Raw genomic sequence first — 13,880 nt, 5'->3', positions numbered from 1 at the left:
GCGACCGCGCACTCAGGCGGCCCGCATCTCGGCGAGGAAGCGCATGACCTCGGACCGCAGGGCCTCGGCGCTGCGGCAGACGTCGCCGGCCGCCGCGCCGACCTCCCCGGCCACGCGTTGCGTCGCCTCCGCGGCCGATGAGGCCGAGACCACGTTCTGGCTCACCGAATCGGTGCCCTGGGCAGCCTGGTCGATGTTCTGCGAGATGTGCCCCGTGGCGACCCGCTGCTGCTCGACCGCCGCCGCGATCGCGCTGGCGATGGCGTTCATCGTGTCGACCGTGCCGCCGATGGCGTGCACCGCGTTGACGGCCTCCATGGTCTCGCCCTGGATCGCGGCGATCTGCGCGGTGATCTCCTCGGTGGCCTTCGCGGTCTGTCCGGCCAGCCCCTTCACCTCGGCGGCGACCACCGCGAAACCCCGCCCCGACTCGCCGGCCCGCGCCGCCTCGATGGTCGCGTTGAGCGCCAGGAGGTTCGTCTGCTCGGCGATTGCCGAGATGATCCGCACGACCTCCCCGATCTTCTCGGCGGCCCCGGCGAGCCCGCGGATCTGCCGGTCGGTCCGCTCCGCCTCCGTCACCGCCTGACCGGCGATCTCGGCCGACTTGGCGACCTGGCCGCTGATCTCCCCGATCGAGGCGGACAGCTCCTCGGTGGCGGCCGCCACCGTCTGCACGTTGGCCGCCGCCTGCTGCGCAGACCCGGCCGCCGAGCCGGCCTGCTGCGCCGCCTCCGCGGCAGTCTCCGACATCGCCCGGCAGGCTTCCCGCATCCCGGCCGCCGCGGTGTCGACCCGCGCCAGCAACTGGCTCGCCTCGGCATCGAAGCTGCGGGTCACCGCCTCCACCCAGTGGGCGCGCTCCTGCCGCCGCTCCTGCTCGGCCCGCTGCTCGGCCGATAGAGTCTGGGCCTGGATCATGCTGTCCCGGAACACGCCGGCGGCCTCGGCCATCTGGCCGATCTCGTCGCGCCGGCCGCGCCCCGGGATGGCGACATCCATCTCGCCGCCTGCGAGCCGCCGCAGGGCGGCCGTGAACGCGCTCAGGGGGCGCGTGATGCTGCGTGCCAGCAGAAACCCGACCACCCCGACCCCGATGGCGAGCGGGACCAGCCAGAGCAGGGTGGTGACGATCCGTGCCCGGTCCAAGGCGTGGATGTCGTCCACGTACAGGGCGGAGTTGATGACCCATTGCCAGGGCTCGTAGGCGAGCGAGTAGGCGACCTTCGGCGCGGGCTCGGTCTCACCGAGGCGGGCCCAACGGTACTCGGTGAAGCCGCCGCCCTCCTGAGCGTGCCGGATCATCGTCCAGACGAAGGTCTTCTTCATCGCCGCGTCGTCGCGGGACCGCGTGCCCTCGATCTTGGGATCGGGATGCACGACGTTGCGGCCGATATCGCCCGGGGTCGAGCTATAGACGAAGACGTAGTCGCCACCGTTGTAGCGCATCGCCCGCAGCGCGTCGGCAGCGCGCCGCCGCGCCTCGTCGGCCGTCATCGCGCCGGCCTCCGCCTGCTTGGCAAACGTCGCCACGATGCTGTGGGCCGACTCGACCTGGGCGCGGATGGCGGCCTTGCGGCCGTCCATCATCACCCCGCCGATGGAGGAGACCTGCACACCCACGATCGATATGAATGCCAACATTATCCCGCCTATAATATAGAAGACCTTTTTCCCGATAGTCATTTCTGTTAATTCCCAATATAAATTGGTAAAATACGCACCTGGGCGAGACAGAATCAAATGCTTCACGGCACCTCACCGGACCATCATCTTCTTTACATTGGAATTATTCCATGCCTGCCGCACATGGGAGCCATGCTGCGGCCCGGTTTTCACCGACATGGCGCGATCGCCGAGGGATTTACTGGCCGGCCGGACCACGCGCCTGACCGAGCCCGCGCCTCACCGAGCCAAAGGCCAGCCGCGACGCCGGCGACGGACTGACCGGCACCGCACGGCGTTTCGCCGGGCGGCCTCCCGTGGTATCCGGCGCCCTCCCGCGCCATCGGCCGGATCCCCGGACGCGCGGCCTCCGGCGGGACGCATGGCGGGCGGGATACGGGTCACAGCACGGATCTGGGAACGTGACGGCGGCTGACGAACGCGGCGCACTGGCGGGATGGCGGTTTTCCGTCGCCCCGATGATGGACTGGACGGACCGGCATTGCCGGGCCTTCCACCGGTCCCTCTCGGCGCGCGCCCGGCTCTACACCGAGATGGTGACCACCGGCGCAGTGCTGCACGGGCCGCGGGAGCGCCTGCTCGGCTTCGCGGATGTCGAGCACCCGGTGGCGGTCCAGCTCGGCGGCTCGGATCCGGCGGAGTTGGCGCAGGCCGCGCGGATCGCCGCGGATTTCGGCTACGACGAGGTCAATCTCAATGTCGGCTGCCCCTCGGACCGGGTGCAGGAGGGCCGCTTCGGCGCCTGCCTGATGCGCGAGCCGGCCCTGGTGGGCGACTGCGTCGCCGCCCTGAAGGCAGCGGTCTCCGTGCCGGTCACGGTGAAGTGCCGGATCGGCGTCGACGACCAGGATCCCGAGGCCGCGCTCGACACCCTGGCCGACGCCGTGGTGGCGGCGGGCGTCGACGGGCTGATCGTCCATGCGCGCAAGGCTTGGCTCCAGGGGCTCTCACCCAAGGAGAACCGGGACGTGCCGCCTCTCGATTACGGACGCGCGGCCCGGCTGAAGCAGCGGCTGCCCGGCCTGCCGATCGCGGTCAATGGCGGCCTGCGCGACCTGGACGCCGCGCGGGCGCGGCTCGCCGAGGTCGACGGCGTGATGGTCGGCCGCGCCGCCTATACCGAGCCGGCGCTGCTGCTCGGTGTCGATCCCGACCTGTTCGGCGTGCCGGCACCGGCCCCCGACGCTTTCGCGGCGATCGCGACATTCGAGCCCTATATCGCAGCGGCCCTGGCCCGGGGCGAGCGGCTGCACGCAGTGACCCGGCACATGCTCGGTCTGTTCAACGGCCGGCCGGGGGCGCGGGCCTACCGGCGCCATCTCTCGACCCACGGCATGCGCCCGGAGGCGGACCTCGCGACCCTGCGGGAGGCGGTGGCGCTGGTCTCCCGCGCGGCGCCCGAAGAAGCCCGTGCGGCCTGAGCGGCGGCCCGGTCAGGGACGCCGCAGGATCAGGCGGTCGCCCCGCACCTCGTAGCCGGACAGCCGCGACAGGAAGGTCTGGCCGAGGAGGTTCGCGGAGAGCGCGCCGGGCTTGGCCACCATGGCGTTGACCCGCCGCTCGGTGATCGTGCCGACGCTGAGCGAGTCGAGCTGGGTCGGCGCCGCGTAGGTGATGCCGTTGGCGGTGGAGACGCGGGCGGTGAAATCGGCGGGCGCGGGGGTGAGGCCGAGGGCGGCGGCGTTCTCGGCGGTGAGCACGACGCTGCTCGCCCCGGTGTCGAACAGGAAGGGCTGCACCCGGCCGTTCACCTCGGCATCGACGCGGAAATCTCCGTCCGCCCGCCGGGTGACGGTGACGGACCCGTCGGCGCCCGGGGTCGCGCTCCCCGGCCGGAGATCGCCGAGCACCCGGGCGCCGACATCCTGGATCCGGTCGCGGTAGCTGTAGCCGATCACGAGGGCGAGGCCGATCAGCCCCCAGGCCAGGAGCGCCTGCAGGTTTGCGCCGAGGCGCGCCGTGAATTGCCGCCAGAATCCGGCCACCACCAGGAGCAGGATCGTGCCGGTCCAGGCGAGGTTGGCGAGCTGATCGGGCCCGATCACGCCGCCGACGCTGTCGCTGCCGTCGCTGAGGACCAGGGCGACGGCCACCAGGGCGAGGGCGGCGAGGCCGAGATAGATCATGACGGCAGCGGCGCTTCCAGAGGCGTGAGGCCGGCGGCCCGCATCCGGGCTTCGAGCCCCGCCATGACGGTGCGGCGCTGCACCTCCGACAGCGCCCCCCAGGCGGCGATCTCGTCGCGGGTCCGCCCGCAGCCGCAGCACAATCCGGTCGGGGCGTCGAGCACGCAGACCTTGGTGCAGGGCGAGGAGGGTTTTGGCGCGGGCGGCATCGGGAAACCTTGGGCGGGGGATCGTGGCCGGGTCAAGACGCGTTGGCGTCCTCACTCCGCCCAAGCCGCCACCAGGGCCAGCAGCGCGGCGATCTCCGCGACCTGCTGGCAGGCGCCGATCACGTCCCCGGTCTGCCCCCCGATCCTGGCGCGGGCGAGCCGGGTCAGGGCCAAAGCCGCGAGGCCGGCGCACAGGATCATCGACACGACGCCGCCGAACGGCAGGCCGAGCGGCACGGCGCCGAGGGCCAGCACCGCACCGAGGCCGAGGGCGGTGGCGAGGCTCGCCCGGTCCGGGCGGCCCACCGCGGCGGCGAGCCCGCCGGGCCGGGCCGGCTCCAGCAGCACCATCGGGGCGAGGGCGGCGACCCGCGACAGGGCGGCGGCCAGGATCAGGCCGGTGACGGCGGCGTACCCGGTCCGGTCGAGGAGCGTGGCCAGGGCGCCGATCCGCAGGGCCAGGGCCAGGACCAGGGCCGCGCCCCCGTAGGCGCCGATCCGGCTGTCGCGCATGATCTCCAGGCGGCGCTCCCGGGTGGTGCCGCCGCCGAACCCGTCGGCGACGTCGGCGAGCCCGTCCTCGTGCAGGGCGCCCGTGGCCACCACCAGTATGGCGATGGCGAGCGTCGCGGCCAGGAACGGCCCGAGCCCGATCCACCAGCCGCCGGCCAGGACCAGGGCCGCGGGCAGGGCCAGGATCAGGCCGGCCAGCGGCAGCATCCGGGGCAGGGTGGTGAAGTCGGGGCTGCGATGCGGGTCCGGCTCGCCGGGCAGTTGCGGCACCGGCAGGCGGGAGTAGAAGCGCAGGCACCCGGCGAGGTCGTAGAGGGCGCCGCGCCCGGGCCAGTCGGCCTCCCCGCCGGTCTGCCTGTTCATCGCGGTCTCTCGCATCCGCCCGCCACCGCGCGCCGGTCCATTATAGTCTCCCCGTCCGGGGGCGCCCACAGGAAATCATCGCCGCCATGACCGACCCGATGACCGCTCCCGAACCCGGTCCCTTCGACGACATCCGCAACCTGCTGAAGGCGATGCCGGGCCCCGACGCGGAGGCGAAGGCCGCGGTCGCCGCCCGGGACGCGACCCTGACGAAGCCCGCGGGCTCGCTGGGGCGGCTGGAGAGCCTCGTGACGTGGCTGGCGGCATGGCAGGGTAAGGCGCCCCCGAGCTTCGACCGGCCGCTGGTCTGCGTCTTCGCCGGCAGCCACGGGGTCACGCGCCGCGGCGTCTCGGCCTTCCCGGACGCGGTCAACCGGCAGATGCTCGACAATTTCGCCGCCGGGGGCGGGGCGATCAACCAGATCTGCGCGGCCTACGGCCTCGGCTTCAAGGTGTTCGACCTCGCCCTCGACATGCCCACCGGCGACATCACGGAAGCGCCGGCCCTCGACGAGCGCGCCACGGTGGCCACCATGGCGTTCGGCATGGAGGCGGTGGCCGCCGGTACCGACTGCCTCGGCATCGGCGAGATGGGCATCGGCAACACCACCGTGGCGGCCGCCCTCTACGCCGCCCTGTTCGGCGGCGATCCCGCCCACTGGGTCGGGCGCGGCACCGGCGTCGACCGGGACGGCCTGTCCCGGAAGGTCGCGGCCGTGGAGGCGGCGCTCGCCCACCATGCCGGCCATCTCGACGACCCGCTCCAGGTCCTGGCGCGCCTCGGCGGCCGGGAGATCGCCGCCATGGCGGGGGCGATCCTGGCCGCCAGGCTCCAGCGCATCCCGGTGGTGATCGACGGCTACGTGGCCACCGCCGCCGCGGCCGTGCTCCACGCCGCCGACCCGAGCGCCCTCGACCATTGCCTCGCCGGCCACGTCTCGGCGGAGGGCGTCCACGCCGAGGTGCTGGAGCGGCTCGGTCTGGTGCCGCTGCTGGCGCTCGGCATGCGCCTCGGCGAGGCCTCGGGCGCCGGCATGGCGATGGGCCTGCTGAAGGGCGCGCTCGCCTGCCACACCGGCATGGCGACCTTCGCGCAGGCCGGTGTGTCCGAGAAAGGGGCGGGCTAGGACCGCCGCGGGCGCTCCGACCCTCCAGGCTCAGGCGGTCTTCTCGATGTTCCAGAAGAACTGCACGGGCGCCATCACCATGCCCTTGAGCTTCGAACTCACGGCCATCGGCTGCTGCACGAGGCCCGCAGGGGCGTAGGGCACGACCGCGAAGGCGCGCTCCTCGATGCGGGCGGTCAGCGCCTTCTGCTGCGCCTCGTCGCTCGTGGCGATCCACTCGCTGCGCAGGGTCTCGAGCGTCGGGTCGTCCGGCCAGCCGAACCACGCGGCCTGACCGTTGGCCCGGATCAGCGGGTGGAGCGCCGGGTTCAGGACGTCGGCCCCCGACCAGAGCGTGTGGAACAGCGACCAGCCGCCGGCATCGACCGGCCCGCGGTTGCCGCGGCGGGCGATGAAGCTGCCCCAGTCGGTGGAGACCAGATCGACAGTCATCCCGAGCTGCTTGAGCAGATCCTGGGTCACGAGCGACTGGTTGTAGGCGATCGGCTGGTCGGCCGGGGCCAGCAGCACCACGCGCTCGCCCTTGTAGCCGGCCTTAGCCAGCATCGCCTTGGCCTTGGCGAGGTCCCCCTGCATGGCGGCGGCCCCGCCGGCACCGGTCGACATCGGCGAGCCCGGCGTGAAGAAGGTCTTGGCCTCCCGGTAGTATTCGGGGCTGCCGACCACCGCCTGCATGTAGTCGTCCTGCTGCATGGCCATCATCACGGCCCGGCGGATCTCGGGATTGTTGAACGGCGGCTGCGTGTGGTTGAACCGCATCAGCAGGATCAGCCCGAGCGGCACGTTGCGGATCTCGATCCCGGGCTTGCCCTTCAGGACGGGGATCAGGTCGATCGCCGGCTGCTCGTACCAGTCCACCGCCCCCTGGATCATCGCGCCCACCGCCGCCGAGGCCTCGGTGATGGCCAGCCACTCGATCCGGTCGACCTTGGCGACCTTGCCGCCGGCCGCCCAGGAGGGCGCCTCCTCGCGGGGCCGGTAGCCGGCGTGGCGGGTGTAGATCGCGTTCTGGCCGGGAATCCATTCCCGCGCCTCGAACCGCCAGGGCCCGGACCCCATGGCGTCGGCGATCGGCTTGGAGGCATCCTGCAGGGCGATGCGCTCCGGCATGATGAAGGGCACGTTGGAGGACAGCTTGCCCAACGCCGCCGGGAGCAGGGGGAAGGGCTGCTTCAGGCTGATCGTGAAGGTCCGGGCGTCCTCCTGGCCGTATTCCGCCACGAATCCCGCCAGGGTCTGACCGAAGGCGTCGCGCTTGGACCAGCGCGCGATGGACGCGATGCAGTCCTTGGCCTCGACGGGGGAGCCGTCATGGAAGGTGAGACCGTCGCGGAGATGGAAGGTCCAGCGCAGGCCGTCGGGCGCGGTCTGCCACTCGCGGACCATCTGCGGCTGGATCCGGAAATTCTCGTCGGTGGCGAACAGCGTGTCGTAGACGAGATAGCCGTGGTTGCGGATGACGTAGCTCGTGGCGACGATCGGATCGAGGGACGGCAGGGGCGTCGACGGGATGAAGCGCAGCACGCTGCCGCCGCCGGGCTGGGCCCGGACCAGGTGCGGGAGGCCGAGGCCGGCGGCCGCGCCTGCGGTTCCGGCCAGAAGCTGGCGACGGGAGAGCTTCATCGCGGGCACCCTTGTCCTGATCGAGCCCGTTGCCCGATTGATTTTATACAATTTCAACACCGGAGCTCCGCCGTCAAGGGTCCTGCGGAGCTCCCGGGGGCGACCGGGAGCGAGACGATGAAGAACCGGACCATCGCGGGTTCGATCGGGACCGAGATCCGGCGACGCATCCTCGACGGGCGCTATCCGGCCGGCTCGCAGCTCCGCCAGGACGGGCTCGCGGCGGAGTTCGGGGCCAGCCGGATCCCGGTGCGGGAAGCCCTGTTCCAGCTCGAGGCCGAGGGCCTCGTGCGGATCCTGCCCCATCGCGGCGCCATGGTGGCGCCGCTCTCGCCGGCGGACGCGGCCGAGGCCCTGGAACTCCGGGGCGCCCTCGAGCCCCGCCTCCTGTCCCTGTCGGCGCCCAACCTGACCGCCGACGATTACGCCCGGGCCGACGCCCTGCTGGAGGATTACGCCGCGGCGTTGCGCGACGGCGCGACGGCGCGCTGGGGCGCCCTCAACACGGAGTTGCACCTCCTCCTCTACAGCCGGGCCGAGCGACCCCGCGCCCTCGCTCTCGTCGGCTCCCTCCTGGCCGAGTGCGACCGCTACACGCGCCTGCAGCTCTCGACGGACAATGCCGAGCTGGAACGGGCCGACCGCGAGCACCGCGAGATCGTCCGGCTCTGCCGCAACGGTCACGTCTCGGCGGCCTGCGCCCTCCTGACCGACCATATCGACCACGTCGCGGCCGCGCTGATGGCCTTCCTGGGCGACGCCTCGGCGACCGCCGCCAAGCACGAGATTGTATAAAATCCTTGCCAGAATCGCGCGTCGCTGCCATGGAGAGGGGCGCCACCCCGCGAGGCCCGACAGGCCGGCCGGGGCGATTCTCCTCCCAACAGACGAGCCGGCGATGGCCTTCGACCGACACATCTTCTCCGGCACGATCCCGGCCCTGATGACCCCCTGCCGGCCGGACCGGACGCCCGATCTCGACGCCCTGGCGCGGAAGGGGAAGGATCTCGTCGCCGCGGGGATGTCGGCGGTGGTCTATTGCGGCTCGATGGGTGACTGGCCGCTGCTCACCGACGAGGAGCGGATGGCGGGCGTCGAGCGGCTGCTGGCGGCCGGCGTCCCGGTCATCGTCGGGACCGGGGCCCAGAACCCGATGCGGGCGGCGGCGCTCGCCGCCCACGCCAAGGCGGTCGGCGCCCAGGGCCTGATGATCATCCCGCGGGTCCTGTCGCGGGGGAGCGCGGCCGCGGCGCAGGAAGCCCATTTCTCCGGCATCCTCGAGGCGGCGGTCGACCTGCCGTCGGTGATCTACAACAGCCCCTATTACGGGTTCGAGACCCGGGCGGACCTGTTCTTCCGCCTGCGCACCCGGTATCCGCACCTCGTCGGCTTCAAGGAGTTCGGCGGCGCGGCCTCGCTCACCTACGCGGCCGAGCACATCACCGGCCAGTCGCCCGACATCACCCTGATGGTCGGGGTGGATACGCAGGTGGTGCACGGCTACGTCAATTGCGGCGCCCGGGGCGCCATCACGGGCATCGGCAACGTCCTGCCGCGGGAGGTCCTCCACCTCGTCGCCCTGTGCGAGAAGGCCGCCGCGGGCGACGTCCAGGCCCGCCGCCGGGCGGAGGAGCTCGACGCCGCACTGGCGATCCTGTCGAGCTTCGACGAGGGGCCGGACCTCGTCCTGTACTACAAGCACCTCATGGTGCTGGAAGGAAACCCGGAATACGCCCTCCACTTCAACGCCACCGACGCGCTGAGCGCCGGCCAGCGCCACTACGCGGAGACGCAGCTGCGCCTGTTCAAGGCCTGGTACGCCCGGTGGTCGGAAGAGGCCGCGGAGGACCGCCCCCGGGCCTGACCCTGCACCGGGGCGGCCCTCCTCGGCCATCGGGGGGGGGCGGGCGGCACGCCCCGGAACAGCCAGCCTTTGCGCGAAACGGTCCGTCGGCGCTATTGCGGGTGCGAGATCGGTCCCAGCCCGCGAACCCCGCCCATGAAGATCACCCAAGCCTTCACCTTCGAGGCGGCCCACCGGCTGCCGAACGTGCCCGAGACCCACCGCTGCCACCGGATGCACGGGCATTCCTACCGGGTCGAGCTGACGGTGGCCGGTCCGGTCGATGCCCACACCGGCTGGGTGATCGACTTCTACGACATCGAGTCGATCTTCGGGCCGCTGCTCGCCCGGCTCGACCACCATTGCCTCAACGAGATCGAGGGGCTGGAGAACCCGACCGCCGAGAACATCGCGGCCTGGATCTGGCAGCGCCTCCAGCCGGACCTGCCGGGCCTCACGCTGGTGCGGGTCGCCGAGACCCCGATGTCCTGGGCCGAGTACGATGGCGAGTGAGGCCGCGCCTTCGGGGGACCGCGCCGCGCTGGTGCTGTTCTCCGGCGGCCAGGATTCGGCCACCTGCCTCGCCTGGGCGCTGGACCGGTTCGACCATGTCGAGACCCTCGGCTTCGATTACGGACAGCGCCACCGGGTCGAGCTCGACCGCCGCGCCGCCCTGCGGGCGGGCACGACGGACATCAATCCCGACTGGGCGCCCCGCCTCGGGGCGGACCACACGCTCGCCCTCGACGCCCTCGGGCAGGTGTCCGAGACGGCACTCACCCGGGAGGCCGCGATCGGCTACGAGGCGTCGGGCCTGCCCAACACCTTCGTGCCCGGCCGCAACCTCGTCTTCCTGACCTTCGCGGCGGCGCTCGCCTACCGGCGGGGCCTCCGGCACGTGGTCGGCGGGATGTGCGAGACCGACTATTCCGGCTACCCGGACTGCCGCGACGACACGATCAAGGCCCTGCAGGTGGCGCTCAATCTCGGCATGGAGCGACGCTTCGTCCTGCACACGCCGCTGATGTGGCTCGACAAGGCGCAGACCTGGGAACTGGCCGAGACGTTGGGGGGCCGAGCGTTGGTCGACCTGATCGTCGAGGAGAGCCACACCTGCTACCTCGGCGAGCGCGGGCAGCGGCATCCCTGGGGCTACGGCTGCGGGACCTGCCCGGCCTGCCGCCTCCGGGCGGACGGCTACGCGCGGTTCACTGCGGCCTGAGCCCGTCCACCAGGACCGCCAGCGTCCCCCGGAAGGCCGCCGGGCTCGCGAACAGGCGCTCCATCAGCAGCGCCCCCTCCAGGGTGGCGACGACGTAGCGGGCGAGCGCCGCCGGATCCGCGCCGCCGCGGACGCTCCCGTCCGCCTGCCCCTCCCGCAGGATCGCTTCCAGCCACGCGAGGTGATCCGCAAAGAAGGCCGCAATGTCCCGGCGCAGGCGCTCGGGCAGGGCCTCGCCCTCGATGGCGAGCGCCGCGCACAGGCAGCCGAGCCCCTGCTCGACACCGCCGAGATAGAGCCGGCCATAGGCCTCGACCCGGCCCGGCCCGTCCGGGACGTCCCGGCGGATCGCCTCCAGGGCGGCGGCGTAGCGCGCCGCATAGGCCGCCACCAGGGCGGCGCCGAGATCGATCTTGGTGGGGAAGTGGTGGTGGATGCTCGCCTTGCGGATGCCCACCGCCGCCGCGAGGTCGGCGTAGCTGAAGCCGGCATAGCCGCGTCCCCGCACCAGGGTCTCGGCCTGCATCAGCAGCTCGGCGCGGGTATCCCTCATCGCGGCGATCGTCGCTCCGGCTCACGCGAATGTGGGGCCGGCCGCGATCCCGATCCCGGCCCACCCCTTGACGGAGGAGCAATCTACCTACTTAATGGTAGACAATCAAGATCGGGAGGTTTCGGCATGACGGCATCCGCCGTCCATCCGAGGACGTTTGCCGCCGGCGCCGGGCTGACGCGGCGGCACGCGCTCTTCGCGGGGCTCTGCCTGTGCTGCCTGCCGACGCTGGGCCGCGCCGCCGAGAGCTTCACGATGGAGGAGGTCGGCCCGGGCGTGTTCGTGCGCAAGGGCCTGATCGCCGACGCAACCTCCGACAATGCGGACGCCATCGCCAATATCGGCTTCCTCGTCGGCAAGAGCGGCGTGCTGGTGACGGAATCCGGCGGCAGCCTCGCGGACGGCCAGTGGCTGCGCGCCGAGATCGTCAAGCGCACGCAGAAGCCGATCACCCACGTCGTGCTGACCCATGTCCATCCCGACCACGTCTTCGGCGCGGGGGCGTTCGTCCAGGACAAGCCGGTCTTCATCGGCCACGCCAAGCTCACCGAGGCGCTCTCGGCCCGGGGCGAGTTCTACCGCAAGCGCCTGATCGATCTCCTGGGCGAGGACCGGACCGGGCCGGTGGTCTACCCGACGATGAGCGTGGCCGAGACGGCCGAGATCGACCTCGGCGACCGGCGCCTGACCTTCACGGCGCACGGGCCGGCGCACACCACCTCGGACCTGTCGATGATCGATTCCGGCAGCGGCCTGCTGTTCCCCGCCGACCTGCTGTTCGTGAACCGGATCCCGTCCCTCGACGGCAGCCTCAAGGGCTGGCTGAGCGAGATCGAGCGCCTGAAGGCCATGGGCGCCTCACGGGCGGTGCCGGGCCACGGCCCCGTCGCGGTGGATCTCGCCCCGGCGCTGTCCGACCTTACCGGCTACCTGACCGCCCTCCGCGACGGGACCCGGGCTGCGATCGCCAAGGACGTCCCCATCGAGAAGGCGGTGACGCGCGTCGCCGCGGACCAGCGGGACAAGTGGGCGCTGTTCGAGACCTACAACGGCCGCAACGTCACCGTGGCCTATCAGGAACTCGAGTGGGAATAGGATTTTCGGATCCCCATATCGGATGACAACGGGAGGCACGCCATGACCCACCGGATCGGAAAGACCCTCTCCACCCTCGCCCTCGGCGCCGCCTTGGCGGCGACCGCCCTGTCCGGCCCCCTCGTCCACGCTGCGCAGGCGGCGGGCGCCTCCGATACCGATCAGGAGCGGGCGGCCCGCTGGCAGGAGATCGCCAAGTCGATCTTCGGCGACCGCCAGATCGCCCAGACCGACAGCCTCGTGAAGATCGACGCCCCCGCCCGGGCGCTCGACGCCGCCCTGGTGCCGATCACCCTGACCATGCCCAACGACGGGCAGATCAAGGCGGTCTCGCTGATCATCGACGACAACCCGGCGCCCTACGCGGCCAAGTTCGAGTTCGGACCGGCCGCCGACCCGGCCGAGTTGAAGCTGCGCGTTCGGGTCAACAACTACACCGACATGCACGCCGTGGTGGAGACGCAGGACGGCAAGCTCTACGAGGCCAAGCAGTTCGTGAAGGCGTCCGGCGGCTGTTCGGCCCCGATGGGCATGAGCGACGAGGAGGCCATGAAGGGCATGGGCGACATGCGCATGAAGTTCGCCGAGACCCAGCCCGGCAAGCCCGTGGAGGCGACGCTGATGATCCGCCACCCGAATTTCTCGGGCATGCAGATGAACCAGGTGACCCGCGACTACACGCCGGCGCGCTACATCGACAAGCTCACCGTCTCGGCGGGCGACCGGACGGTCTTCACCATGACGGGCGACATCTCCATCGCCTCGAACCCGGTGATCAACTTCGCCTTCAAGCCGGACGGCAAGCCGATCCAGGTGGCGGCTTCCGACAACCAGGGCGGGCGCTGGCAGCACAGCTTCACCCCGCCGGGCCCGACGAACTGACCATGCGGCGCCTCCTCCTGACCGGCCGGGCCGCGGCGGCCTGTGCCGCACTCCTCTGCCTCGCCGCCGCGCCGGCCGATTCGCCGGTCAACGTCCCCGAGCCGGAGGGGCTCTATGCCGGCCCGCCGAAGGGCTACACGCCACAGACCCTGAAAGGGGCGACGGTGGTCGATGCCGACGCCGTCGCGGCCCTGATGGCGGGCCCCGACAAGCCGGTGCTGATCGACGTGGCTGCCCCGGACCGCAAACCGTCGAACTTCCCGGAGGGACGGTTGTGGCTTCCGGTGCATCCCTCGATTCCGGGGGCCGTCTGGATGCCGGAGGCCGGCGCCGAGCCCCTGGCGCCCGCGCGCGAGGCGCTGTTCTACGACCGGGTCGCCGCGCTGACGGGCGGCAACAAGGCCCGACCGGTGGTGGTGTTCTGCCACGTGGAGTGCTGGGGCAGCTGGAACGCCGCCAAGCGCCTCATCCTGAAGGGCTATACCGGCGTGCGCTGGTTCCCCCAGGGCGTCGAGGGCTGGCAGGAGACGCACGAGACCGCGAACCTGCAGGTCGATCCGGCCTGGAAGGCGGGCGCCGAGCCACAGGCGGGGCGCTGACCGGCGGCGCCGGGCGGTGTAAGAGGGACGCATGAAACG

15 protein-coding genes are annotated in these 13,880 nt (G+C 71.8%); 9 read left to right on the top strand and 6 right to left on the bottom strand.

What is annotated here, in order from left to right:
* Positions 1–12: 12 nt before the first annotated feature.
* Positions 13–1,644: a methyl-accepting chemotaxis protein gene (locus ABIC70_RS06710; RefSeq protein ID WP_083683417.1), complete on the bottom strand. Its 1,632-nt coding sequence runs from the start codon at positions 1,642–1,644 to the stop codon at positions 13–15.
* A 443-nt stretch (positions 1,645–2,087) separates the two neighbouring features.
* Here ABIC70_RS06710 and dusA point away from each other — a divergent pair, with 443 nt between their 5' ends.
* A complete protein-coding gene (dusA, locus tag ABIC70_RS06705; protein ID WP_279898704.1) occupies positions 2,088–3,107 on the top strand; it encodes a tRNA dihydrouridine(20/20a) synthase DusA in 1,020 nt (339 codons plus the stop codon).
* Positions 3,108–3,119: 12 nt separating this feature from the next.
* On the opposite strand, the gene ABIC70_RS06700 is transcribed toward dusA, so the two are convergent.
* From ABIC70_RS06700 to cobS, 3 genes are read right to left on the bottom strand one after another with little or no spacing between them, the layout of a single operon-like run.
* Positions 3,120–3,812 (bottom strand): retropepsin-like aspartic protease family protein, encoded by a 693-nt coding sequence (locus tag ABIC70_RS06700; RefSeq protein ID WP_043355874.1) that lies wholly within the window; start codon positions 3,810–3,812, stop codon positions 3,120–3,122.
* Positions 3,809–4,021 (bottom strand): DUF1289 domain-containing protein, encoded by a 213-nt coding sequence (locus tag ABIC70_RS06695; RefSeq protein WP_075380162.1) that lies wholly within the window; start codon positions 4,019–4,021, stop codon positions 3,809–3,811. Before ABIC70_RS06695 ends, ABIC70_RS06700 begins: the two co-directional genes overlap by 4 nt.
* Before the next feature lie 51 nt (positions 4,022–4,072).
* On the bottom strand, positions 4,073–4,897 hold the full coding sequence (gene cobS / locus ABIC70_RS06690; RefSeq protein WP_287089123.1) for an adenosylcobinamide-GDP ribazoletransferase: 825 nt from the start codon (positions 4,895–4,897) through the stop codon (positions 4,073–4,075).
* Between the two features lie 86 nt (positions 4,898–4,983).
* Here cobS and cobT point away from each other — a divergent pair, with 86 nt between their 5' ends.
* Complete coding sequence (gene cobT, locus ABIC70_RS06685; RefSeq protein ID WP_170861808.1) at positions 4,984–6,024, top strand: nicotinate-nucleotide--dimethylbenzimidazole phosphoribosyltransferase; 1,041 nt, start codon at positions 4,984–4,986, stop codon at positions 6,022–6,024.
* A 30-nt stretch (positions 6,025–6,054) separates the two neighbouring features.
* On the opposite strand, the gene ABIC70_RS06680 is transcribed toward cobT, so the two are convergent.
* The gene (locus tag ABIC70_RS06680) at positions 6,055–7,647 is read right to left on the bottom strand and encodes an ABC transporter substrate-binding protein (RefSeq protein WP_354439234.1); all 1,593 of its coding nucleotides are present in this window, start codon (positions 7,645–7,647) and stop codon (positions 6,055–6,057) included.
* Between the two features lie 117 nt (positions 7,648–7,764).
* On the opposite strand from ABIC70_RS06680, the gene ABIC70_RS06675 reads away from it, so the two are divergent.
* The 4 genes from ABIC70_RS06675 to queC all read left to right on the top strand — a co-directional run bounded on the left by ABIC70_RS06675 (position 7,765) and on the right by queC (position 10,712).
* Positions 7,765–8,442 (top strand): GntR family transcriptional regulator, encoded by a 678-nt coding sequence (locus ABIC70_RS06675; protein ID WP_053608483.1) that lies wholly within the window; start codon positions 7,765–7,767, stop codon positions 8,440–8,442.
* A 103-nt stretch (positions 8,443–8,545) separates the two neighbouring features.
* The gene (locus ABIC70_RS06670; protein WP_053608482.1) at positions 8,546–9,511 is read left to right on the top strand and encodes a dihydrodipicolinate synthase family protein; all 966 of its coding nucleotides are present in this window, start codon (positions 8,546–8,548) and stop codon (positions 9,509–9,511) included.
* A 135-nt stretch (positions 9,512–9,646) separates the two neighbouring features.
* Positions 9,647–10,003, top strand: coding sequence for a 6-carboxytetrahydropterin synthase QueD (gene queD, locus ABIC70_RS06665; protein ID WP_053608481.1), 357 nt, complete (start codon positions 9,647–9,649; stop codon positions 10,001–10,003).
* On the top strand, positions 9,993–10,712 hold the full coding sequence (queC, locus tag ABIC70_RS06660; RefSeq protein ID WP_053608480.1) for a 7-cyano-7-deazaguanine synthase QueC: 720 nt from the start codon (positions 9,993–9,995) through the stop codon (positions 10,710–10,712). The genes queD and queC overlap by 11 nt, the downstream gene beginning before the upstream one ends.
* On the opposite strand, the gene ABIC70_RS06655 is transcribed toward queC, so the two are convergent.
* Positions 10,699–11,265, bottom strand: a complete 567-nt coding sequence (locus ABIC70_RS06655; RefSeq protein ID WP_043381993.1) for a TetR/AcrR family transcriptional regulator — start codon at positions 11,263–11,265, stop codon at positions 10,699–10,701. The genes queC and ABIC70_RS06655 overlap by 14 nt on opposite strands.
* A 126-nt stretch (positions 11,266–11,391) precedes the next feature.
* Here ABIC70_RS06655 and ABIC70_RS06650 point away from each other — a divergent pair, with 126 nt between their 5' ends.
* From ABIC70_RS06650 to ABIC70_RS06640, 3 genes are read left to right on the top strand one after another with little or no spacing between them, the layout of a single operon-like run.
* Complete coding sequence (locus tag ABIC70_RS06650) at positions 11,392–12,360, top strand: quinoprotein relay system zinc metallohydrolase 2 (protein WP_052083604.1); 969 nt, start codon at positions 11,392–11,394, stop codon at positions 12,358–12,360.
* Between the two features lie 42 nt (positions 12,361–12,402).
* Positions 12,403–13,242 (top strand): quinoprotein dehydrogenase-associated SoxYZ-like carrier, encoded by an 840-nt coding sequence (locus tag ABIC70_RS06645; protein WP_051045068.1) that lies wholly within the window; start codon positions 12,403–12,405, stop codon positions 13,240–13,242.
* Between the two features lie 2 nt (positions 13,243–13,244).
* A complete protein-coding gene (locus ABIC70_RS06640) occupies positions 13,245–13,841 on the top strand; it encodes a rhodanese-like domain-containing protein (protein ID WP_043757176.1) in 597 nt (198 codons plus the stop codon).
* The last annotated feature ends 39 nt before the right edge of the window (positions 13,842–13,880 follow it).

It is taken from the genome of Methylobacterium sp. 1973, from assembly GCF_040545035.1.
GTDB classification, from domain to species: domain Bacteria; phylum Pseudomonadota; class Alphaproteobacteria; order Rhizobiales; family Beijerinckiaceae; genus Methylobacterium; species Methylobacterium fujisawaense.
This window is presented reverse-complemented; position numbering and strand designations above follow the sequence as displayed.